The sequence below is a fragment of the Colwellia maritima genome (genome assembly GCF_022669015.1).
Classification (GTDB): Bacteria; Pseudomonadota; Gammaproteobacteria; order Enterobacterales; family Alteromonadaceae; genus Colwellia; species Colwellia maritima.
Map to the genome: position 1 here is coordinate 834,656 of NZ_JAKKSL010000002.1, position 24,279 is coordinate 858,934.

The following is a 24,279-nucleotide window of genomic DNA, read 5'->3' on the forward strand; positions in this document are numbered from 1 at the left end:
TATACCATTATTTAATGTGTACCTGACCCCATTTATCAATTTTCGGGAATTAGTCCGAACTGAATTTCTTTATTAGAGTATAAGTGTTAAAACAATCTATTGATTGTTTCTCTTCATTAAATTTTATACTCTCAGGGAAATCAAATTCTCTTTTTAGTCCTTCGAAGTCAATGTCCTTTTGGAGATGGCAGAAATATCCCGTTCTATTATTACCCCATATGTATTGATTCACTGATTTGTTTCCATTTTCTATCAAAAAATCAACTATAGGTTGTAGATGAGAATATTCTGCTGTTCCATCTTCAGGATAAGGTTTAATTTTAGATTTATTTTTCTTTATCATGCTTTTTCTTAGCCCTTAGTTTTTCGAGTTTCTTACTTATGTTTGGTGCTTCTGTATTTTTCATAGTTTCAAGAGAACCATGTACTGGAGTTAATTTGTTTAATTGATCCTGTTGAATGAAATATTGTTCATGTGTTTGATAACGTCCTGGGTTAAATTGTGGGTTTGCCTTAGTAACCCCAAATGCTGCGCTACCGTACGGTATATCTTCCTGTACTTCAAAAATTTGAACATATTTTTTGTATTCAGTCCGATCATCACCAAGATAAACCTGCACACCTTGATTCAATGCTTTAGAACTAACATAGCCATCTATTGATCGTGCAACCTCAACTGCGCTAGGAGTTGTAAAGTAATTACCTGTAATACCACCTTTTTCCTTCCAAGTGATATGCGCCAAAGATAGTGTGCTTGGGAATTGCTATATTGTCTAGAGGATCAATCCCAAAATATGGATCTTGTCCTTGGTAAGATGCTGATTCTTCTGCAGCTGTTAATTCTTTACAACTCAACCCAAACGGGTCGATCCAGTTTACTGGATTTGGCGCATATTGATAATGGTTTATTCCACCCACTAACCCAATTGGGTCTTGGTTGATGAAGCGTTGCTGTTTAGGGTCATAATAGCGAAAACGATTGTAATGCAGTTTTGATTCTTCATCAAAGTATTGCCCCTGAAAACGTAGTGGGTTGTCTACTGTATTTATAAATCCTTGCTTTTCATTCCCCTCAACTTCTTCTGTTTGCTGACAACCAAATTCGTCACTTTCGTTACGCCACACTTGTGTTGCATTGCTATCGGTTAAACAAATGGGTGTGCCCAGTTGATCTAAGTGATAGTAATAAATTTCGTTATTTTGGCTTCCGCTACCATTTTTAATTAACGCGATAGGTAAAAATGTATCGGGCTGATAAATAAACCACGTGAATTTGCCGTTGTGGTGTTCGCCAATGAGTTGGTTGTTGTCCCAAATAAAATCAATGCGACCTTGCTCGGTTATTTTAGCGCTACGTCTGCCAAGGGCGTCGTATTCATAATGGGTGAGTTTACCGTTATGGTTAAGCTGTGTTAGTTGGTTAAAACCATTGTAAACACGTTGCTGTTTGTTGTTCTTGCCTAAGCACGATATTTGATTGCCGCAATCGTCAAAGCGGTAGTCGTTGCCGGCAGAAACGATGTAATTGATCGTGTTTAACCACGATGTCATTATTATGTGAATCAGCATGACTTGAATCAGTTTTAGCGTTTTCAAGTGCACTGTCGATTTTACTTTGCGGATTACCAAAAGCATCCCAGTGGTATTGTGTTGCTTGGCTTGTTTGTGCTTTTTCATCAGCATGGTTAATTACGCTACTTTGCAGTAATTGACTAATACTGTTGTAGGTAAAGGTTTTTTGTATGTTTTGGTTTGGCTCTGCCGATTTACTTGGTGCTTGCTCACATAAGGTTAATTGGTGCTTATGGTCGTACTGATAACGACGGTATTCGCTATACGCGGCGGCGATATGTGTATGGTACTCATTTACCTGCCAAAACTGCTCGGTTAAGCGTGAGTACACATCATAGTGTTGCTTTAATTCAATACCATTACCTAAGGTTTGTTGTGTATTAAGGCCTGCATTATTGTAGGCGTAGCTAACTAATGACTGTGGTTTGCTCGCGTCATTTGTATTATTTACCAAGCGAATATCACTTAATTGCCCTTGCTTGGTGTACTGATAGTGTATTTCACTGCCATCAGGTAAGTGTAAAGTGCTGCGTTGACCTAAGTTGTTGTAGTCATAGTTTAGTGCCCAATGTCCTTGTTGGCCGGTGCTTAACTGTCCATTTTTATGATAACTTAAACTCACCGTACGCTCGCTATTATGTGCGCGTACTAAACGCCCAATAGCATCGTATTGAAAATAGTTATGTTGACTACCCTGTGACTTGCCTTGCTCGTTGCCTTGACCTTTGCTTTGTGCGTTACGGGAATTAGTCGCTTGACTGGCACTTTGCTCTATTATGTTGCCTTCGCTATCACGCTTGAGTCTAATAAAACGTAAGTCGCTGTCGTTAACGCTTATCAGTTGGTCGTTATTGTCATACGTAAAGCGTTGCGCTCTACCATCAAAGCCGATTAGCTCTACTGGTTTTTCGGTTGGGCTGTACGCTATTTTGTAGGTTGCACCATCGCTACGGGTAATGTCGGTTAAGTTACGCTCACTGTCGTAGCCATAACTAAGCCAACTGCCGTCACTGAAGGTTTTTTTACTTGGTTGTGATAACCCTTGGTATTGATACAGGGTGATATCGGCATCAGCTTGTTGTGCTGTTTGTGTGTTATGCTGCTCATCACTTAATGTTTGTACACTCAGCAAACGCTCTGCTTGGTCGTATGAATACGCGGTGGTGATTTTTTTCTCGGGTGCGTTTTGTGGATAGCTGTTTTGTTGGCTAACTTGTCCGTGACGATTGCGTTTGTATTCGGTGACTAAACCTTGGGCATTGACTTCACCGTTGAGTCGTCCTAGGTTGTCGTAACTGTAGCGAGTTAAGTGACTGCCGACTTGTTTAGCCAGTAATTCACCGCCAATACTCCAATGGTATAAAGTTTCAACTCCTTGAAAGTCAACTTCGCTGTGTAATTGTCCTTGCTCGGTATAGCGATAACGGTGAGTGCGGCCGTCAGGGCTGTGTACTGCCAATAAACGCCCAGTGGCGTCATAACGACGTTTATGTTGTTGCCCTATCGCGTCAATGGTAACAATGCGTTTACCTAGGCCATTGTAGTGATAATGGGTTTTATTGCCTTGCGCGTTGGTTACCGTGCACAACTGCCCTTGCTCGTTATAAGCAAAAGTGGTGCTATTACCCATGGCATCGGTGGTTTTTGTTTTACGTCCTAACGCGTCATAATCGGTATATTCAGTGGCACCGTTGGTATTAGTGTATGCCGTTAATAACCCTTGGGCATTATGAATAAAACGCTCAGTATGCCCTAAACTGTCAGTTGATGTGCTTAACTGCTCTGCCGGGTTTGCTTCACTGGCTTGATAGGTAAAATGATAATGATAGGTGTTATTATCGCCCCATTGCTCAATACATTGCGCTTTTGAACCCTCGCCTTGCCATAAAAAGTGATGACTAAAGCCAGAGGCGCGTGTGCGACAACTGAGTAATAAGTCGTGACGATAGCGATACTTTTCTGTACTTTGTTGGCTATTAGTTGCTGACACTAACGCTTGGGCATCATTGTATTGGTAATGTGCTAACAGCGGGCTTTGAATAATGCGTTTGTTATTATCATCAAGTACGTAAGCTGCTATTTTTTCAAGATTGTTTTGTTGATTATATTGCAATGCAATACCACGTTTTGGACCATTCGCTAGACGTTCTAAACGTTGCCTTTGATCGTAGTGCAAGGTAATGCTTTGCCCTAAATGATTACTGACGTTATCGAGTAACCACACGTCCTTTACTGGTATTTTACTTACATGGGTATTTTTACTCGCTTGACCATTATTACTTGATGCAGAAATACTATGCTTAACAAACGTCCAGTGGCTGTCGTCAGGTTTAATTAAAATTTGTTTGCCATCGAGCTGATGAAACAAGGCTAAGCCAGTTGCGGTTTGATAGGCCGGTTTGCCCCGGTTTTACTTGTTCAAATACATGGCGACGACCTTCTTCGTCATGCAATTCAAACCAGTGTCTACCCGGTTGTTTAGGGCCTACTTTGGGTCCTGGTTGATAGTGCGCTTCAAGTTGTACACTAAACCCATGACGCCAACCATAGCCCATACCAAGGTTATTATCTATTTTGCTCGAACGGTAAAGACGACGCCACGTAATAGGCACAATACCTTGATACGTAAAGTCAACTAAGGGTAGTATTTCTTCGCCACTCAATAATGAGACAGGATCACTTCGACAGGCTTGCTCGCTAATTGGCACGTCTGTTGGGGTATGATTACTTGCACTACCACTTTGCGCTGCATTACTCGCTTGTTTACCTTGGTTACTCGGTTTAACCGCAGGTGTTTTTGCACTGCTACTGCTGCTTGCTTTAGGCGCCGCTTCTTCGGTGGAGTAATGTATAGAATCTTGAGGATTTTCACCATAAACGTGTAATAACTCACGGCTAATTGCTTCTTTAAGTTTCGGAGCTACTAGCCGCGCTTGTTGTGTAACAGTAATACCAACCTGTCGTAGCAAACTACGGGCGTGTCCCAAGGCATTGACATCTTTCGCCAAATGCTGCGAAATCTCGTCTACTAATAGCTGAGCTTGATCGCCACCACTAGAAACCAAGGTGTAACCACCAGGTGCTTCAGCACTTCGCAGCAACACAACAATACGTCGATTTTTACCTCTAAATTGAAAATACTGCACGCTCATCCTGTCTGAAACCTTATTTGTCCGTAAATTTTATTAAGCCAATTATTAAGCCAAAGTGTTGCTCTTATTACACTATCAATCATGGTTTACCCCATGAAGTCGGTTATCATATGAATACAAGATAACGCCTTGATGAAGTGCATTTGACACTTCAAGTTGCAATACATTTCCTTGTATTACTTTAGTTTTATAACCATTCACAACATGTAAAAAGTTGTATAAGCCAGTAACACAGCCTAATTCCCCTGTAAATAATGCACTTTGGCAAATGCTTGTTTTGTCATCAACATATCCTGCCAATTGATAATAGGAATCAAGCCACGCGTTTTGTAATGTTTCGTCTCCATTACCTGGTAGATATAAATGGGAAAGTCTATCGGGTGCTGTTTGTTGTTCATTATCTTCTGTATTTTCTGCAAAATAATGAACACTATCAGTAAATAACTGCGTAACGGCTAAATTTTGTTGTTTACTTGGCGCCACACTATTTTGTATAAAGTCGATTGATATTCCCGTATCAGCGGCGATATTTGCGTAACAACAATCCCCTCTGAAGGAATGATACCTTGTTCACTTGTTGCCGATACCAAAGTGTTATTAGTGATTAAATTAACGACATCGTGATATAGCGTATCAACAGCAATAAATAAGATTGTCTTTACTTTTTCGCTTTCAAACAAAGTTTTAGCGGCAGCTAAGGCAATAGGGAAAGCCGCTCGGCCAAAAGGAAATAATTGACTTTGTGGGTGACTAAATAATTGCGGTAATGCCTGTTGTAATTTTTTAGCAAAATAAGCCAAGGTATTTTCATTATTTATTGCTGTATTACTTGCATCAATTGCATTATCAAATGACTCTGTAAACTCTGGCAATAACCAAAATACAGGAATATCTAGAGGAAGTGATAACCCTAATTGTTTTACTTGTTGATTTAACTGTTTGATTAGATGAATACAACGGGTTACTTTATTTTCATTAAGGCTGTCTTCATTCGCGTAACTGTCACTTGAATTACTTTTAAGAGAAGAACAAAAATAATTCACATACTGTTTATCATTAATAGTGAACGATGATTCTTCAGGCGGAACAAGCGGTAAGTTTAACGCATGTTCAGTGCTTGCTTTTGCCCCAATAAGAACATGACTATTATGTAGCTTTACTTTCATCAGCCAATATCCAACGCATTCGGGTGCTGAATAAAAGGCTTACCACACCATTGGAGTTTATATAACATAGCGACACGTCGATGCCATTGACTACCCGATAACAAAATTTCTTCTACCGACTGTGCCGTTAACACCGTACCATTTAATATTCGTTTATCATTATTGTCATAGTCATGGTCATGGTCATGGTCAAAAGTTAACCCCAAAAAGGACATGCCTTGTTGCCATGCATAAAGTATTTTTGCTCCGTAGTAGCGTAAATCTATTTTTCGTTCGTCAATATCGCTATTAAATTGCACAGCTAACGGAATTAATGCATCTAACTTGTTGCCCAATAATATCCGTAGTGCTTGATAAGCCGATAATACAAAGTCTTCTAGCTGTAAATATTGCGCAAGGAAAGGGATAAATTTGACATAACCGCTTATACCCATTGCATGAGTAATGTAAGGAATAAAGGCTTCATCAGCACTAAGTTGGTTCACTAACTGTGTTATTTCATGTTCATTGAGTGAGCAAATATACACATCAAACAACGTACTTTGCATATAATCATTCTGTATAAACTGTGGGTTATTGCTTGTACATCAAACTGATTATTTGCCCTTAGCTCTGTACCTAACTCTGCTCTTAATTCTGTACTCAGACAATTTGATAATACATCGATAGTTAGCCAATTTAATACCGATAAATTATTGTTTTGTCTGTCGTTCCTATTTTTATAATTAGGTATCATTTCGTTTAAATAATCATTGAGTGTTTTACGATAATACAAATGAAATAATACGTGCTGAATAAACGCTTGTTGATGCAAGCATTCATTGGGTTTTGCCGTGATAAAAGATTGGGTTGCCTGAGTAAAATCTAGCGTAATGATCAACTTATCACCAAGCAGCTTTGCAACAGCTAATACCAGAGATTGTAATTGCGGTTGGGCGCTATTTAAGTACCGTGGTAATAATTGTTTTTGTAAGCTTGGCTCTAACATTAATTTCAGCGATATAATTAGCGCAAGCTCATCGCCACTATAATGATGTTCAGCGTTGATATGCGTGTTGAGTTGTTCAACATTTTGGGCGCTAAGAATACATTGGTTATTATTTTCAAACTGAATTAACCGAGCAATTGTTAGTAATTTTTGTGTATTATTAACAATGTTGTCTTTATAACAGCAAAAATTCAAACTCAAAACATTTCGTTGAGCCATTAATTGAGCTAGTTGCACAGTTAATTCATCCATAAGGCTATGTACTTAACACAAGAGCAATGTACCGTTTAATTGGTTATGCTCTTGAAATCCTTTTTAATTTATTCAATTTATTTTATCTAATATAGGTTACCCAATTAACACCGTTGGATTACCCACCACAATTGACCCGCCATGAGCGGTGCCATCACCTAAACGAGCAGCAGGCTTTCCATTAATTTTAACTGAACTTGACCCCCAGTAATCGTGTCGGGTGGCCCAACACAAACAAGCTTATCGCCCTTTCTTGCTGCGGGTAAACTGCCAATTAACACATTGGGTGAACCTGCCACAATAGGACCACCCACATGAGGAATAGGTGGGGTTCCTGGATTGACCTTAGGGCAAACATGCATATGCGTGATAGTAGAAGCCGGCATTCCCATTTTATCTTCCTTTTAATTGGTTTGAGGTTAAGTACATTCTATAATTTATGGTAATCTTGATATTGAGTGAAACAAGCAAGTTGTTAAGGTTCGCTTAACGGAATTATTAACAAGTTTCCAATAAATAATTCATGTGCAATCCACTTTATCGATTTAGCTAAACTTTGTGTAGAATCTTGGTAATCATCATGTGCAAGATAGTGAAAGATTTGGTCAATAATATTTTCTTTGTTTTTCCACGGGTGTAAATTTCTTAAAAATTGTTCACCATACGTACTACTCACTAAAAATTCTTTTAATGATGCCTTTAATAAAGGATCATCTGGCTTATCTTCAGGACGACAAACCAAATAATGGTAACCAAACTGACATATAACATAATGCCCTTTGCAAAAACGACCTGAACGACCTACATTAGGGTATTGATAAGCTTCCATTATTAATTCAACTTAATTTGAGGAGCTTTCATAGTGATACTTGTACCGTTAACTTTTATATCGGTTCCTTGAACTTTGATATTAGTCCCTTTAATGGTAATAGAACCATCACTAGTCATTTTAATTGAAGCACCACCTGTTTTAAATTCTATTTCGCTACCGGCTGTCATTTTAAGAATATTACCAACGTCTAACGTGTCATTATTGGCAATAGTCGTTAGTCTGTCATTGTCAATTGTATCTTTTTGATCATGCTTAACTTTTAGTTCATGGTCTTTTTCGGCTTGAAAAAATAAGAGTTCTTTACCTTTGTCATCTTCAAAGCGAACTTCATTAAAGTTATCTGCCCCACCATTTTTAGTACTGTGCGATTTGATGCCACTTTGCGTTTTTTTAGCAGGTAATGCATACGGAGGCATTAAATCAGCATTATAAATAGCACCACTAATAATAGGTTGATCGGGATCACCATTAATAAATTCGACTAACACTTCTTGGCCGACACGAGGGAAAAAGAATGCGCCCCATTTATTGCCCGCCCAGTTTTGAGCAACACGGATCCAACAAGAGCTTTTACTGTCATATGCACCTTCACGATCCCAGTGAAATTGCACTTTAACTCGACCATATTTGTCAATGTGTTGTTCGTCACCAGGATCACCAGTAACAACTGCTGTTTGCACACCGTTTATCAACGGTTTGTTAAGCGATACGGTAGGTCTGTATGGCGTATCTTTAGGTACACATTCAAAATCATTAGTAAAAACATTATCAGACGCCGATTGATTGGCACCCGATTGATTGGGCTGTGTTGCATTGGTTCGAATTGCTGTTAATAAATACGTTTTACCCTTATAACTGCTGTCTTCATGATCTTCAAAAGTAAATAATTTACCGATACTAAAACTACGGCAATCCCCTTGACCAGAGCACTTATGCATGTCTTTTTGTAATGCTTCTAACTGGGTATTAGCATAGGGTTGTGGACGTTTGTTAAATTCTGATTCGCCTAAATAGTCAAATATTTCCAAACTACCTTGCGCCGGCAAACTTGCGGTTACTTTATTGCCACTTGGAAAAAGCGTCGGTTGTTCAAAATCATAACCTTTTTGTTGGTATGCTCCACTAACCATACTCAAACCACCTTGCCAATGCGACACATGGGGTTTGGAAAGATGTCCTGAAAAACATCTAACTTTTGCTTCAGCACATTTTTTATAAGCGGTAATATCATCAGCTAAAACTAACGTGTGTGCTGAGCTACTGTGTTCAAAAAAGTAAAAAATACCTTCTTGTTGTAATAAGCGCGCAACAAAATCTAAATCAGACTCTTGGTATTGCACACAGTATTCGTATTTGGGATAAGATTTGGTAGTTTTATCTTGAAAAGCAACACTGTGCTGTCCAAAAAGATCTGCCACTATATCTATCACTGATAAGTTTTGGTAAATACGGCAGTTACTTCTTTTTTCATAAACGCAGCTGTTGGCACAATAACAGCTTGGTAATCAATATAATCTGCAGCATCATCAGGGGTTGATGTGCGCATACCCGTTGACTCTAGATGGCTAACAACACCATGGTAATAACGAATAGCACCACCACTTTCAGCATTTCTTAACGAAACGCAAACATTTTTGCCCACTAAGCCATCGAGTGAAATAGTTGTACCGACAGTAAACATAGAAACTGTAAAAGAATACAGTTGTGAAATAGCCTCGGTGGCACAAAGATGTGTTAAATAAAGGGTATCTTTACCTAAGGGTGTAGAGATAGAGATAATATTATTTTTTTGGGTAGCTTTTTGCATTCCTTGCCTCAATAATCAAAAATAACCTTAAGGGATTAATCCCTTAAGGTTTAGGTAACAAAAAAAATTACATTTGTTGACCTTTAACACCACTGTAGCCGTATCTAAGCGCAGCAGTAATGTTGTTTTTGTCGTCTGTTGGTGTAACAGCCATCATCATTTCAGTGTAACTAATAGTGATAGTTTCAACTGGACGATCGCCCTGAATTGAAACACTATAGCTAGAAATCATTGCATCAGTTAATTCAATTTGCATGATTTCTTCAATTTTGTCACCTTGTTTAGTGATATAAAAAATTGCTTTTTTACCTTTACCGATGGTTGCTTCTTCAAATAAATACGTTGATGCATTATCTTGAAGTTTAGTGATTGTTACATCACCAAGACGTGTTGCGCTAGCTTCACGATCTTGTGCTGTACCAGTGTATGAAGAAAGTTCACGGCTAACATTCCAATCAACAGAAAGTACAGTTATTTTGTCTTTGTATCCTTCAGCCGTTGTTTCGCCTTTAATTCCTTCGTAGTCCAAATATGTATTTGCTTGCATTATTAATGCTCCTTTTGCATGTATTGTATCCATTAATGGATAGGCTATTTTTAATTTAATTAAACATTAAATTAAATTTTATAGAATATAAAAATCTACACTCTATTTTATAAAAAAACTCATTCTTACCAACATAACTGTACATAAAAAGTTTGTTTATAAAATAGCTGAATTATCACCAAATAAAAAAAGATTATACTCAAAAAGAATAACATCGCAACAATAAAATAAAAATAAAATACAATTAAATCAATATATTACATTAAACACAGCAATAAAAACAGATGCCTTCCTTAATAATAAGGAAAGCATCATAAATCCGTTATCGTGATTGCTAAATACTAAACTTTATAAGTAAACTCATCTTCCTTAACATTAATATTCACGTTGGTCGTTTTCTTATCGCTAGTCATCTTATTCAAAATTTTAATCGATAATTCAGGTAACATAATATTTTGTAAAATATTATGAATATTGCGAGCTCCTGACCCGACGTCCTGGCATAGCGAAACTATTTTTTTCACCACGTCATCACTGTATGTAAATTTAGCTTGATGGTGATTGGTTAGTCTTACTCCAATTCGTGCCAATTGAAGTTTAGTTATTTGATTGAGCATCTCGTCGGATAGTGGAACATAAGGCACAACATTAATACGTCCTAAAAACGCCGGTTTGAAATATGCTAATAAGTCATCTTGTAATGCTTTACGTAAACCAGTGATAGATGGTGCTGTGTTTTCATCTTCAAATAACGTCATTGTTGTATCTGTACCCGCATTTGAGGTCATAATAATAATGGTGTTTTTGAAATCAATATCTCTACCTTCACCATCTTTGATCGTTCCTTTATCAAAAACTTGATAAAAAATATCTTGTACCCCTGGATGTGCTTTTTCCATTTCATCTAATAAAATAACACTGTAAGGTTTACGACGTACTGCTTCCGTAAGTACTCCACCCTCACCATAGCCAACATAGCCAGGAGGAGAACCAAGTAATAAAGAAACTTTATGTTCTTCCTTAAACTCAGACATGTTGATAACAGTAATATTTTCTTCACTTCCGTACACTTGCTCGGCTAGTGTCAGTGCAGTTTCGGTTTTACCTACTCCACTTGGCCCTGCAAGTAAAAAGACACCAATAGGACGTTTTTCATCTCCTAATTGTGCTCTTGATATTTGTACTGTTTTAGCAATAAGATCCAGTGCATGAGGTTGGCCAATAATTCTTTTTTCCATGGTGTCTTTTAACGACAAAACCATGTCAATTTCATCGTTTTGCATTTTACCAACAGGAATACCTGTCCAATCAGAAATAACCTCAGCAACCGGCTGTTCATCAACTTGCCAGTGCACCATAGGTTGAAGATTTTTAGATAATTTATCCTTTAATTTGTTTAACTCTTTCAACTTTTTATCGTAATCTTCAACATCATCTTGCTGTAATTCTGTTACTAGTGTTGCAACGTTTTTCACAAGCTCAAGTTCATCTTGCCATTGCTTTGTTAACGGTAATAAAGCTTGTTGAGTCTGTTTTAAGGTTTTGCTTAATTCTTGTAATTGCTTTTTATGATCTGTGCCTGTTTTGACTTCTCGTTTTAACAAGTTTATTTGCGCTTGAATTTGTTGTTCGGTACGTTGTAAATTTTCTACAGCGCCAGGAGTAGAGCCCTGACTCATTGCTACTCTTGCACAAGCAGTATCAAGTAAACTCACGGCTTTATCAGGTAATTGTCGCCCGGTAATATATCGGTGAGATAAGCTGACAGAAGCACGAAGCGCTTGATCAGAAATAATGATTTTATGGTGGCTTTCCATGACAGGTAATAAACCACGCATCATAACAATTGCTTGCTTCTCTGTTGGTTCTTCAATTTTAACCACTTGAAAACGACGTGTTAAGGCAGCATCTTTTTCAAAGTATTTTTTATACTCGGCCCAAGTCGTGGCCGCTATCATTCTCAACTCACCTCGCGCAAGTGCCGGTTTCAGTAGATTAGCGGCGTCATTTTGTCCTGCTTGTCCACCGCTTCCAATCATTGTGTGCGCTTCATCAATAAATAAAATAATAGGATTTATCGAATTTTTAACTTCATTTATCAGTGATTTCAAACGGTTTTCGAATTCACCTTTCATTCCTGCACCTGCTTGTAATAGTGCTAGGTCTAATACATGAACGCGTACTTTTTTCAATGCTTTGGGTACATCTTGTTGTGATATTTTAAGCGCTAACCCTTCAACAACAGCTGTTTTACCAACACCGGCTTCCCCAGTCAAAATGGGATTATTTTGTCTACGGCGAGTTAAAATATCTATCATCTGCCGAATTTCATTATCACGCCCTAGAATAGGATCAATTTTACCTAATTCAGCTTGTGCAGTTAAATCTTGTGTGTATTGATCTAAACTCGGCGTTTTGGTTGTTTTAGTTACCCTAGCATCATGGTTAGAGGGATTATCCCCCGTTGATTCACTTGATTGATTTGAAAGTTGTGGCCAAGCATGAAGTAACTGTCCCGCATCAATTTTTAGTAGCTGTTTCGCGGAGCGAGAAATAAGTACACTTAATGAATCATTATTTAATAATGTATAAATAATATAAGCTGTGCGGATAGCATTATCATTAAACTCAATCGTAGTATTAAGCCAAGTTTGGCTCAATAAGTTAACAATATGTGGAGATAAACTGGGGGCAGCGCTATTACCTGTTTTTAATTTTTCTAAACCTTGTTGTAGCTCTTTCATTAACAAAGCACGATCAACAGAAAAACTAGCCATGATGAGTCTTAAGTCGTCCGATTCCTTTTCAAGTAAAGCAAGTAACCAATGCTCTATTTCCACAGTAAATTGACTTCTGCTATGACAAATACTTGCTGCAGCCTCTAGTGACTGCCTACAATCTGGTGTTAGTTTTTCTACGAGTTTACTTAAGGTCATTGCTGACATATTCGTTAGTCCCTTATTTTTTCATTTTCTTATAATTCAATTTGTTATAGTGTAATTATCTAACTACAACGGTAATAAGCACGTTTTTAATTCTGTATTCTTTTTTGATAATAAACCACACCCATGCCCTAACGGTACAGCGGCTTTAGAAAATTGTGCCATTGGAATTTGCCTAGTTTGTATCTCTAGGTGTAATTTAAATTTCATAGCAATACCTAAATAACTTTTTATCAAACTCTTTAACAAGCGACTTGTTTCTTGTCCCGGTAAAAATGAACGTATTGGTGTATCGGTTCTCGGTTTGATAACAATCGCTATACCCGCATTGATATCCCATACTTTACTGCCAATGGTGGCATCAACCCCAAAGGCTGCAAACTGCCCTTCAGGAGATTTTCTACCGCCTAAACGTGTTTGATCAGTAATCGATAATTTCTGCCATCGACCTTGAAATTGTTTAATCGTCACGTCACATTGGGTAAAATCTTTTAGAATCAATGTTAGACCATCAATGGTTCTAATTTTCTTATTAAATAAACCAGCGTAATATTGTTTTATTGCTTGTTCGCCAGACAGTTTTTTTAACACTGAGGTAAAGCTGTCAGGGTTATCCTGTACATTATTTTGATAATTTACAGAAAATCTATATTTTTCCCAGGCACGATAAAAAAGTGAAATAAGACGGTGATTGAATAAATCGTAAAAATCACGCATGCCCGTATCTTTTAATTTGAGCCTTTCTAACACTAATTCACTGTAATGTTGCGGCAATGCGCCACTTATACCCGTTAGCCCCATAAAAGAAACATGCATATCTACAGCAACTTTATCCTTATCATGACTATCTTTTAGCGTAATTTTACTAATAGATTGACCAGGAAAACCTAAATGTTGATCAGCCTTAAATCTAATAAGCTCACTTTTGGGTATACCGTCGTGCCCCACTTTATTGTGCTTAGACTTATTTGAATTCAATTGCTGCTGCAAAATGAACACGGCTTTATAAAAGTCATGTTCATTTGGGTTATCTATCAGTGATTGAATACTCATATTTTAATACTCATACTCTTTAATCATTCTCTTTAATCATAGTAACGGTGCCTTACCTGCTCTACTTGGCCAAGTATGGTATATGCCGTCTTGATTATTAAATTGAACACTTAATCTTGTAAAACTATTAATAGCCGCAAATTGCGCAAAGAAACGGTCTAATACTGTGCAAAAGAAAAATACGCCACTACCTAAATAATGATCTTTAGCAAATGTAAGTAGAATGTCATTACCCGTACTAAAACCAACTAAACCACGTTGGTTTACTCTTGCTGTTGTCGTTTTAATATCAATAGCAATAATGTTTTCTATTAACGTTTTGTTTTCAGGTGAGCACCTAAAGTCATAGAGTTTTAAAACTTCTTTTAACTGATGTAGTGCATTTTCACCACTAAAACTATCAAGCGATAAATGGCTGATCAGTTGCCATCTTGATGCTTCATTTAACGCAGCTCTAACAGGCAATGTGGGTGCTAATAAACATTTAACCTTTTTTATAATATCAGCCCTATCGGGAATAAACATTTTAGGTTCATCAGTACCAAAAGGTAAATGTGCCGGTAAATTTCGATTACTACACTCTGCTCTTATGCTTAATAACCATGAGCCATAATCCTCTTGCGCATTAAAGCCTTTAAATTGATGGTCAACTAACGATAAATATAAATCTGTACCAAATTCGGCATAACCACCGGCCCAATTAGCTGCTTCGCGACGGGCATTCCAAAATAGTCGATCTTGGTCAAGGTATGCCGGATGCGTTTCACCATAAAAAGGTGTCACGGTCGTTTTATTATCTTTTGGGTCGAAAGCAATGACTTCTTGAATATTAATTATTTCAGCGACTTCAGCATCAAGATACCTAGGAGAGAGTTTGTATTCATATTCAGAAGACTCGATACGAACAGGTTCAAGCTCTTGTTCAAATAAATTAATTACTGGCGTACAACCTAATAAAAAGTTATTCACGTTAACTTGCTTTTCGAGATCCTCAGAGCCTTCTTTTAAATAAACAAAAATTTCAAATTTATCATCAATATTCACCCACTTTTTATCTAGATCATCGATATCAAAAAATAGGAATTTTTCCGGAAAAATAAAATTTTCAACCAATAAGCGAAACCCCGATAAGGTTTTTTTACTATAGGGTACTACCTGGTGTTCATCATCGAAACCAACGGCTTTAAGGTGTCTTTTCTCTAAATATTTTACTGTTGACCAGTCACCATTTTTTACAATGGCAAGCCCGACACAATGTTGGAATAACAATTGATATAAATAATAGGTTTGGTGTGCTTGACCATTTAGGAAAAATCTTAATTTATTAAGCCCTAACGTCGCCATCGTGACATCTTCAAACTCACCTTGTATTGAAAGTTTTATGATTGCTTTTGGCCGTGTATTCCATATAGGTTCAGGGGCATTGAATGGCGCATTTTGGAATTGAGCACCTACAACTTCAATTGGCCACAAATAACTGTCATAACATGTTTTAAAATGACATGTTTTCATCCCATCTACTTGCGTATCCACCTTGGTATTTTGTGGAAGTAAAACCCCCGTAGTTGATACATTTTCAGTGACCATTTTAATCACTGTCATTGATGGAACAGGCGCTTGATAATCAGGATAAAGTTGTCCTAATAGTGCTTCCGTTAACTCAGGAAAACTGTCATCAAGCTTTTGTCTAATCTGTGCTGTTAATAATGAAAAAGCTTCAATTAAACGTGAAACATGCGGATCTTCTACATGTTCATCACTTAAACGTAATCGCCCTGCTAGCTTAGGGTAATTTGTCGCAAACTCTGACCCCATATGACGGATAAAAGCGAGCTCTCTATTGTAATATTTCAATAAATCTTCATTCATTACATAGTCTCAACTACTTTTAGCCCTAAATTCACTGGCTCAACTTCTGAGTCAAAGGTGATATATTCTGGTTCAGGGTCAGCATAAAGCAACGCATTTATCCGCAATCTCATTATACGGTCTAACGGTTGTTCACTATCTATCGCTTCAACATCAACTTCAATAAAGCGAGGCTCAAAACGTCTAATAGCTTCAGCAACCTGTTGGCATAAAATTTTCCTACCTTCAAGACTGGCAACAGCCATACTCGAAAAATCGCGCAGACCATAATTGAGTAAGGAATTATCTAATTCTTTATAGTTTTCAGGCCAGGTTAACCAAGGAACTTTAGCATTAAGTAAATTTTCTAGGTCGCGCCTAACATTCGCCCGTAATTGTTTTAAATTAAGGCCTTTATTAGATTCTTTAATATCTGGGGTTTGGGGAGAGTCATCTATAAGCCTATCTAAAATAGAGGCTTGAATGAACTGATGCTTATTTATACGCACGCGCTTTCCATAATATCTTCCATAATACTTATAACGTAAACCCTAATTATTTGCAGAAATATTTCTCAAATTTAAGTTTATGTTTATCCAATAATGTCTATCCGTTTAACGATTATTATTCTACGTATAAATTATCTAAATGTTAAGCATAATTTATTATTTTAATAAAAAATATTTTAAGTATTATTTAACAAAATAAATGGTGTCTAATTCTATAACAAATACAATGATATTTTATGCTATCGATACTAATACCAATAGCAACAATCGCCTAGCTTGCAAGTCGAATAAAATCAGATACTGGTACCGCTTGATCATTAACAAACCACATTTTTTGACCGAGCCCTACCATCACATCTGGCACTGTTTCTTGCCAATCAGTTTCTCTACCTAACTTTTCAGCATCCGTAACACTATTAGCATAAACTAATGGAATGTGTGCTTCACCACTCGGCCCATCTTTTATGCTGAGTTCAACACGACGCCAAACTTGTTCAATAAGTGAACTTACGGGTTTAAAATGGATATATTCAATATCTTTGATTTGTGCAATATAATATTTTCCATCGGTACCAAATATTTCAATAAATCCGCCGAGAGAGTCGTCTAAATCTCTAAACTCTTTTACGGTTTCTCCATTTAATTCTACTATGGTTTCTGGTCTTTCTTCTTCAAGGGCTAAGGCACTTTTTGTTATACTTTGTTGGTCACCTTGTTTCATCTCAACTCGCAGTTTCATGAAAGCTTCAATATGCGGGTCTGATGGAGTGAATAAATTGGGAACTGATTTACCAATTAAAAAGTCTTGTCGGCTTTGTTCTGCAAGAATTAATTGTCTTAAATTAGCCGCGCCAATTAAAAAATCTGGGTGTTTTTGTACCATATAATTCAGTTGTTTATCCGCTCTATCCACTCGCCATTAATACAAAGTAACTCGATTAAACTACTTTTCATATCAACGTTAAGTGGATCATCTCTCAATTGAGTTTCTAGGTACGCAATGCAGTCAGATAATCGTGCTTCTTGCAGCATTTCTTGTGTTTTTTTCATTTTAATTCCTTTTGAGAGTTAGTTTTTAGGTGTTAACTCTGTCACTAGTTTTATACTTGAGATCATTTGATCTAACTGAAAATGGGGTTGCAATTGAATGGTCGAATAAAAATGTCCTGGTTTACCTCGCATTTCTTTCACTTGTACTTGTGCCGTTTGCAGTGGATATTTACTTCGGACCGCATCCGAAGCAGATTCCGATGCGGTAGTATATTGATATAGCCACTTTTGTAATTCCCGTTCACAAAGGTCTGCATTTCTATAGGTACCTATCTTTTCTCGACCAATTGCTTTTATATAATGAGCAAATCGAGAAACACATAAGATGTATTGCAACATACACGACAACTTTGCATTAACAGTTGCTGACAGTGAATCGTATTCAATAGGTTTCTGGGTAGAAGTATTACTGTAAAATACTAAATGTTCAGTGCCAGGAACCGCTGATAAAGGAATAAAGCCGTTATCTGATAACATTTTTTCTGCACGGTCACTGATAAGAAGATTAATTGAAGGTTTACTTCTACCTCGATATAAATCGGTTTCATATTGGCAAACTGGTAGATCACATACTAAACCTTTGCTTTTTTGACCCGGTTGCATTCCTCTGATTTGCCCGAACCAGGCTGATTCAGCAAAAGCACGAATTAACACCCCAAAGCAAAGGCAAACGCAGCATTTCCCCATAGATGATCTTTTTGCGGATTTTTAATCACTTCTGAAAACTGAAAAGCTTCGTTTCGACTACCATCATTTTTGTACGGTGCCCTCATTAAAATATAAGGCAAAGTTAGTCCTAAAAATCGTGCATCATCCATTTCTCTTAACGAATTCCACTTTGTATATTCAATTTGGTTAAATGTATGGGTGAAATCTATATGGGATGCTAAATCAGAAAAATTATCTGCACCAAAAAAAGAAGGATGTGCTGACGTAATAAAAGGCGAAAAAGCCGCAGCGGCAGTACGAGTAATTTCTTTCAAAACATCAATATCATTTATCAGCGTACCTTTTCTATTTTGATGAGATATTTGATAATTACCAATTAATACCCCGAAAGGTTCACCGCCTGACATATCGTATTCGTTGTTATAAACAAGTTTAAAAAATTCACTTTGGTCGAATTCTATTGCCTTATTTATATCTTTACTCAGTGTTGTCCAACTACAATCAAGTACTTTTATTTTAACTTTTTGATTTTTATCGTTGTTTTCTTTCTGATTAACTAAATATAAAACACCACGCCAACCTGATTCAAGTGCTTGAAATTCACTATGGTGAATTATGCAATTAATTTGTTTAGTTAGTTTTTTATCAATATCTGATATTGCTTTACGAAGCAATGAAAGAATACTGATCTTTTTCATATTATTAATGTTATAACCAGAGTTTTCTAGCCATAACATTAATGATTTTTTTAAGTCTGTTTCACGTAAAAAACGGTCAACTAAATGCTTACTTTGTAACTGTTGAGCTGAAGGGTTTGTGTTATTGGTATCAACCTCTTTGGTAAATACTTCATGTTCCACAAATGAAATCGCTTCCTGCTGCATAATGCTTTTATTTCCTTTTACCTTTCAGCTCGATAAGTCGACGTATTAACCAATACTTGGAATTTTAGCCACTAAGCGTAAAGAAGCAGTTAATTCTTCCATTTGTAACCATGGACGCAACCAAGCAACAGCATTATATGCGCCTGGTTGACCTGGAATTTCTTTTACTTCAACTTTCGCATCTGCCAATGGGTATTTAGCTCTAATTTCTTGCCCCCCTCTGAAGCATTAACAAAAGATAAAATCCAACGATTTAACCAAGCTTCAACATCGTCTGCTTCCATAAAGCTACCAATTTTATCTCTTGCCATTACTTTTAAATAATGAGCAAAGCGTGAAGTAGCCATTAAGTATGGAAGACGAGCAGAAATTGCAGCATTTGCCGTCGCATCATGACTATCAAATACTTGTGGTTTTTGACAACTTTGCGAGCCAAAAAACACCGCATAATCTGTATGCTTGTAATGGCATAAAGGTAAGAATCCTAGTTTACTTAATTCCGCTTCACGTCTATCAGTAATGCCAATTTCTGTTGGACATTTAAGATCCGGATCACCATCATCACTAGTAAATATGTGTGCCGGTAAACCTTCAACTTTACCCCCACCTTCAGCACCGCGAATTGCAGTACAGAAACCATACTTGCTGAACGCTTTACCCATATTTGTTGCCATAACATAGGAAGCATTCATCCAAAGCAGTAATTGCCATGGTCAGCTGTTTTCGAACGAGTTTGCGTGTCATCTAATTCTAATTCTTCATAACGGAACTCTTCTACCGGCTGAGTTGCCTCGCCATAAGGTAATCTCGCCAATACTCTTGGCATGGTTAGGGTAACAAAACGAGAATCATCACTGTCTCTGAATGAACGCCACTTTGTATATTCCAATGATTCAAATACTTTTTCTAAGTCGCGTGGTTTACTAAGCTCTGTCCAGTCATCAAAACCGAATAAAGATGAACCAGACGCTGAAATAAAGGGGCAAAAACCGGCAGCAGCAACGTTTGACATTAACGATAACGTTTCTACATCAGCGGGATGATTACTAAATTCATAATCACCTACAATGCATCCGTAAGGTTCGCCACCTGGGGTACCAAATTCAGCTTCGTATATTTTTTTGAACGTTTGGCTTTGGTCAAACTCAACAGCCTTACTTAAATCTTTGTGTAGCTCTTTTTTACTTAAACTCATAATACGCACTTTTAACGTTGCATTTGTTTCTAAGTTTTGAACTGTGTGATTAAGCCCACGCCAACTTCCTTCAAGTTTTTGAAACTCATCATTATGCATGATGGCGGCAAGCTGTTTTGAGATGGTATCGTCAATTGCTTGAATAGCTTGATTAAAAGTAACTGTTAGGTTTTTATTCCATTGAACAGTACCTTTTAATGCTTCCTCTGTTAAAGAGCGAATAAGCTCTTCAGCACGAGATGATTCTGTTTGTTTAGTCGCATCAATCGCTTGATCTAAAAGAGAAAAACCTACTTCTTCACTTGACTGTTGTAGTGCTTCAGCTTCCGTACTCATTATTCCGCTCCCTGAATATCTAATTCTTTGGCCAATTTATCTAAACTCGCCGTATTACTTAATACGTCTTCCAAAATATTTTCTAAATCTTCTGACCTATCAACCTTAGTCATTAAATCTCTTAATTTATTACGTGTTTCCATCATTTTTTTAAGCGGTTCAACTTGGTTAACAATTGCTGCCGGCTCAAAATCATTTAATGATTTAAAGTCTAAGGACACTTTCAATTCGGTGTCATCATTCGCCAAAGTATTATCAACCGCAATGTCCAACTTAGGGTTCATACGATTTAATACGTCATCAAAATTATCACGGTCTATTTGTACAAAACGGCGATCCTTTAATGGTTTTAAATCTTGTGTATTATGACCAGAAAAATCACCTGTTATACCAATAACAAAAGGTAATTCTTTTTTAACAATAGCACCTTCAGTTTCTACGTCGTATGTAATGTGAACTCTAGGTTTTCTAACTCTTTTTAATTTATCATGTATACTCATGAGATCTCCTTTCAAATATTAAATTACGCAGTGTAGTACCGCTTAGTGTTATGTTTCTGATTCTGATTCTGTTTTTATGCCTGACAATTTGAAAAAGCCATTTCTCGCTTCTCCATCTTGAATAAGTTCTTGTAACAATTCGGGTAAGCTTAAGTCACTCCGACGTATAACTTGTTCTATCGCGTACGACATGGGTGAATGGGGTTCTGTTTTGCGAAAAAAATCAGCAATAACACCCAAATTATGAATGGCTTTTTCTCTTGAATTAATCTGTTGATTAACACCTTGCTCTGCAACAGGTGTATCTTCGTTTTCAAGGGCATTGTCAGTTTGTTCTGCAGCTTTAGTATCTGCTGCTTTTTTAAGTACCTTTTCAGCCAGTTGTTTTACACAAAGAGAACAAGCTTGAATAGCTGAATTGATATAACTGGTTGGTTGGGGCTCTCCGCCCATGGCTGCATCCATAACGTTGGATAAACGGTTAAATGCTGATATTGACTCTTCGATATCCGCATTTAATTGAATAAAAAAACTATCTGGTGTTTCTTTTATTGCAATATCAACATCTTCTAAAGAAACTGACCCAGACTCAAATTTTTTAATTTGTTTTTCTTTATCTAAGCGGTCAACTTCGAGGGCTTGTTCGTATTGCCATGTTGAAAATGGACCTTCGGACTGACCTTCAATAATTAAAATGGCTTTAATTGGTTGTACTAACGACCCTTCACTCTCAATTCCATTTAAACCTATTAATGGTGCTAATCGTTCAGAAAGATCATTAGGATCTGGGGTTGGATATAGGTTATCCCAATAGCGTTCAATGAGTTCTGCCGCTAATGTAAAACCAAGTGCTAAGCCTTTAAACCCTTGTAAACGACATAGTGCTTCTATAAGCCAAGCAACAAATTCTAAATCTTTACTTTGATTCTGTAGTACATCAGGCACTTGCTCAAGAATAGGTCGCCATTCGGTTGCAATAGAGAGTAAATTTTCTTCGTTAACTAACGCTTTACGTTCTTTTGCTCTAGCAGTATTACGAATATCTTTTAGGAAATAATAAGTAGAAGTCGGTGAAATATCGTCTCGAGGGTTTGAACCAGTCTCGACATCGGCATCGATAGGTTGAATAAGATCTTCTATAGAAAGTATTTGAACTGACAAATTTTAACATCCTTGTATTTTCACTTAATTCAATCATCGAATTAACTCGACAATACTAAACCAAGTGAATTAAACATAGCAATAATTATTTTATTAAATAAAAAAATATTTTTAAATTTTACCAAAATATTAGGGTCTGTTGATCTTTTGAGATTGTTTTTGCAGCAATTTGTTGGGTATTTATATAAGGCAGAGCCTTTGTCATGTGGTTGCTCTACATAAAAAGGTGATAACGCCGTAAAAATGACCAACAGACCCTAGACAAAACCATTCACGAATTACCATAAATATATGAGATTATATTAACACAATCATAATCGTAAACTTATGTAAAAACCGGAATGGTGGCATCGTGATCAGTCATCGTTGTATTATTTTCTAATGAGTTCTTCTTCACAAGGATACAAGTGACATTATCTCTAGCATTACGTACTAACGAAGCGTGCATTAATGCCATGCCTGCATCGATTATGTTGCCCGGTTGTAAGGCTTTTTCAATTTCATTATCACTCACTTCTTTATTAAGACCATCGCTACATAATAAAAAAACATCGCCAACCAAAATCGGTGCACTTTTTACATCAATATTCAAAGTATCGTCAACACCAACTGCCCTCGTAATAACATTCGCTAATGGATGGCTTTCAGCTTCTTCCGCTTTTAATACGCCTTCATCTACCATGTCATTCACTTGGCTGTGATCTTTAGTTATTTGCTGTAATTTATGATTCCGTAATAAATAACCACGGCTATCACCTGCCCATAGCAACGTGTAATGATCATCTTTAATCCATAAAACAACCACGGTGCTACCCACAATATTACCCGCAAACTGAGTTTCACTCATTTGTTGTAATTTAGCATTACTTTGTTGTAACGCTTGAATTAATAACTCAGTACTAATTTGATCAGCGGGATTACTTTCCACTGCTTGTTGAATGGTATCAATTACAAGTTGACTAGCCACATCACCTGCCGCATGTCCTCCCATGCCATCAGCTACCACCCACACTCCTAATTGAGGTAATTCTAAAAAAGCATCTTCATTTAATTTTCTTACCGCACCTCGGTGTGTTTGTGCATGGCTTGATAGATACATAATTATTCCTTTAACATCCTAGTAATATTCCAGTTATTTTCTTGCCATTGACCATTCAACATCGCAACAAATTGACTTACCTGAGGTAAGCCATCGGTAATAATGAAACAAGGTTCAACTGAGTATGAACCCAGTGTCCACCACAAGCTATAACGACCATAATGGAAACTATATTGTTGATGAAGCAAGTCAATAAGTTCTGGGGAATCATCTCCTTGGATTATCCATGCTTTTTTTACTTTATCATCAGACTCATAACTCGCTGTACTCGTTGTTATAGTGGTAATTTCAATCTTTTCATTATTTAATTCACCATACCAAGCATCTAATTCGAAATTATCTTCAAGCACCGCTAGAATTGTTTTCTCGAACTTTTCTGACCAATTGTTTTTATACCATCCTTGCAATGCAGAACCCTTGTGCTCAGCAGCCAAAGTAAAAGGAAAGGGTCTATTTACTTGGTCGACACTTGGAATAACGGTTCCTATCATTGCAGAATCACAACAAATACCAAGAAAGTGAAAAATGCCAGACAGGACTGGTTAAAAAACAATTTAACCAACCTCCCTCTAATTGCTCTTTACTAACAGCAATAACAGCCTGAAGCCACTCATTCCAATGCTTTAAAAACTCACTGTTTAATTCATTTTGTACAAAGTCGCCTTTTGTGGGGATTTTCCCGCAATAGCCTATGGAATTTATAGTGTTGTTGGACAT

Annotated in this window: 24 protein-coding genes and 3 pseudogenes; all 27 read right to left on the reverse strand. The window is 37.0% G+C overall.

Going from position 1 to position 24,279, the window contains the following annotated elements:
* Nucleotides 1-49: 49 nt before the first annotated feature.
* A complete protein-coding gene (locus L3081_RS14135) occupies nt 50-343 on the reverse strand; it encodes a hypothetical protein (protein ID WP_242286757.1) in 294 nt (97 codons plus the stop codon).
* Nucleotides 327-743 (reverse strand): hypothetical protein, encoded by a 417-nt coding sequence (locus tag L3081_RS14140; protein WP_242286758.1) that lies wholly within the window; start codon nt 741-743, stop codon nt 327-329. The genes L3081_RS14135 and L3081_RS14140 overlap by 17 nt, the downstream gene beginning before the upstream one ends.
* Nucleotides 700-1,551 carry an RHS repeat domain-containing protein gene (locus L3081_RS14145; RefSeq protein ID WP_242286759.1) on the reverse strand — a complete coding sequence of 284 codons (852 nt, stop codon included), beginning with the start codon at nt 1,549-1,551 and terminating at the stop codon, nt 700-702. Before L3081_RS14145 ends, L3081_RS14140 begins: the two co-directional genes overlap by 44 nt.
* Nucleotides 1,490-3,940, reverse strand: a complete 2,451-nt coding sequence (locus tag L3081_RS14150) for an RHS repeat domain-containing protein (protein WP_242286760.1) — start codon at nt 3,938-3,940, stop codon at nt 1,490-1,492. The genes L3081_RS14145 and L3081_RS14150 overlap by 62 nt, the downstream gene beginning before the upstream one ends.
* Nucleotides 3,903-4,718: a DUF6531 domain-containing protein gene (locus tag L3081_RS14155; protein ID WP_242286761.1), complete on the reverse strand. Its 816-nt coding sequence runs from the start codon at nt 4,716-4,718 to the stop codon at nt 3,903-3,905. Before L3081_RS14155 ends, L3081_RS14150 begins: the two co-directional genes overlap by 38 nt.
* 81 nt (nt 4,719-4,799) lie before the next feature.
* Nucleotides 4,800-5,207 carry a hypothetical protein gene (locus tag L3081_RS14160; protein WP_242286762.1) on the reverse strand — a complete coding sequence of 136 codons (408 nt, stop codon included), beginning with the start codon at nt 5,205-5,207 and terminating at the stop codon, nt 4,800-4,802.
* Nucleotides 5,180-5,890, reverse strand: coding sequence for a hypothetical protein (locus L3081_RS14165; RefSeq protein ID WP_242286763.1), 711 nt, complete (start codon nt 5,888-5,890; stop codon nt 5,180-5,182). The genes L3081_RS14160 and L3081_RS14165 overlap by 28 nt, the downstream gene beginning before the upstream one ends.
* Complete coding sequence (locus L3081_RS14170) at nt 5,890-6,438, reverse strand: hypothetical protein (RefSeq protein WP_242286764.1); 549 nt, start codon at nt 6,436-6,438, stop codon at nt 5,890-5,892. Before L3081_RS14170 ends, L3081_RS14165 begins: the two co-directional genes overlap by 1 nt.
* On the reverse strand, nt 6,384-7,130 hold the full coding sequence (locus tag L3081_RS14175) for a hypothetical protein (protein WP_242286765.1): 747 nt from the start codon (nt 7,128-7,130) through the stop codon (nt 6,384-6,386). Before L3081_RS14175 ends, L3081_RS14170 begins: the two co-directional genes overlap by 55 nt.
* Before the next feature lie 96 nt (nt 7,131-7,226).
* A pseudogene (locus L3081_RS14180) lies at nt 7,227-7,522 on the reverse strand (PAAR domain-containing protein).
* Nucleotides 7,523-7,605: 83 nt separating this feature from the next.
* Nucleotides 7,606-7,959 (reverse strand): hypothetical protein, encoded by a 354-nt coding sequence (locus L3081_RS14185; RefSeq protein WP_242286766.1) that lies wholly within the window; start codon nt 7,957-7,959, stop codon nt 7,606-7,608.
* Nucleotides 7,960-7,961: 2 nt separating this feature from the next.
* Nucleotides 7,962-9,769: pseudogene (gene tssI, locus L3081_RS14190) on the reverse strand (type VI secretion system tip protein TssI/VgrG).
* Between the two features lie 67 nt (nt 9,770-9,836).
* Nucleotides 9,837-10,316, reverse strand: a complete 480-nt coding sequence (locus L3081_RS14200) for an Hcp family type VI secretion system effector (RefSeq protein ID WP_216021911.1) — start codon at nt 10,314-10,316, stop codon at nt 9,837-9,839.
* Between the two features lie 341 nt (nt 10,317-10,657).
* Nucleotides 10,658-13,261: a type VI secretion system ATPase TssH gene (gene tssH, locus L3081_RS14205; RefSeq protein WP_242286769.1), complete on the reverse strand. Its 2,604-nt coding sequence runs from the start codon at nt 13,259-13,261 to the stop codon at nt 10,658-10,660.
* A gap of 63 nt (nt 13,262-13,324) precedes the next feature.
* On the reverse strand, nt 13,325-14,311 hold the full coding sequence (gene tssG, locus L3081_RS14210) for a type VI secretion system baseplate subunit TssG (protein WP_242286770.1): 987 nt from the start codon (nt 14,309-14,311) through the stop codon (nt 13,325-13,327).
* Between the two features lie 36 nt (nt 14,312-14,347).
* Nucleotides 14,348-16,180 (reverse strand): type VI secretion system baseplate subunit TssF, encoded by a 1,833-nt coding sequence (tssF, locus tag L3081_RS14215; protein WP_242286771.1) that lies wholly within the window; start codon nt 16,178-16,180, stop codon nt 14,348-14,350.
* The gene (gene tssE, locus L3081_RS14220) at nt 16,180-16,668 is read right to left on the reverse strand and encodes a type VI secretion system baseplate subunit TssE (RefSeq protein WP_242286772.1); all 489 of its coding nucleotides are present in this window, start codon (nt 16,666-16,668) and stop codon (nt 16,180-16,182) included. Before tssE ends, tssF begins: the two co-directional genes overlap by 1 nt.
* Nucleotides 16,669-16,939: 271 nt before the next feature.
* Nucleotides 16,940-17,551: a type VI secretion system accessory protein TagJ gene (locus L3081_RS14225; protein ID WP_242286773.1), complete on the reverse strand. Its 612-nt coding sequence runs from the start codon at nt 17,549-17,551 to the stop codon at nt 16,940-16,942.
* Nucleotides 17,552-17,556: 5 nt separating this feature from the next.
* Entirely contained in the window at nt 17,557-17,718 is a 162-nt protein-coding gene (locus tag L3081_RS14230; protein ID WP_242286774.1) for a hypothetical protein, read from the reverse strand.
* A gap of 18 nt (nt 17,719-17,736) precedes the next feature.
* Nucleotides 17,737-18,405 (reverse strand): type VI secretion system contractile sheath domain-containing protein, encoded by a 669-nt coding sequence (locus L3081_RS27030; protein WP_274620542.1) that lies wholly within the window; start codon nt 18,403-18,405, stop codon nt 17,737-17,739.
* Nucleotides 18,366-19,271: a type VI secretion system contractile sheath large subunit gene (locus L3081_RS14240; protein ID WP_274620543.1), complete on the reverse strand. Its 906-nt coding sequence runs from the start codon at nt 19,269-19,271 to the stop codon at nt 18,366-18,368. The genes L3081_RS27030 and L3081_RS14240 overlap by 40 nt, the downstream gene beginning before the upstream one ends.
* A 45-nt stretch (nt 19,272-19,316) precedes the next feature.
* Nucleotides 19,317-20,802: pseudogene (tssC, locus tag L3081_RS14245) on the reverse strand (type VI secretion system contractile sheath large subunit).
* Nucleotides 20,802-21,302, reverse strand: a complete 501-nt coding sequence (gene tssB / locus L3081_RS14250; RefSeq protein ID WP_242286775.1) for a type VI secretion system contractile sheath small subunit — start codon at nt 21,300-21,302, stop codon at nt 20,802-20,804. Before tssB ends, tssC begins: the two are co-directional and overlap by 1 nt.
* 48 nt (nt 21,303-21,350) lie before the next feature.
* A complete protein-coding gene (gene tssA / locus L3081_RS14255; RefSeq protein WP_242286776.1) occupies nt 21,351-22,463 on the reverse strand; it encodes a type VI secretion system protein TssA in 1,113 nt (370 codons plus the stop codon).
* A gap of 325 nt (nt 22,464-22,788) precedes the next feature.
* Complete coding sequence (locus tag L3081_RS14260) at nt 22,789-23,562, reverse strand: PP2C family protein-serine/threonine phosphatase (RefSeq protein WP_242286777.1); 774 nt, start codon at nt 23,560-23,562, stop codon at nt 22,789-22,791.
* 2 nt (nt 23,563-23,564) lie between these two features.
* A complete protein-coding gene (locus L3081_RS14265) occupies nt 23,565-24,053 on the reverse strand; it encodes a TagF domain-containing protein (protein ID WP_274620544.1) in 489 nt (162 codons plus the stop codon).
* A gap of 7 nt (nt 24,054-24,060) precedes the next feature.
* The gene (tagF, locus tag L3081_RS27035) at nt 24,061-24,279 is read right to left on the reverse strand and encodes a type VI secretion system-associated protein TagF (RefSeq protein ID WP_274620545.1); all 219 of its coding nucleotides are present in this window, start codon (nt 24,277-24,279) and stop codon (nt 24,061-24,063) included.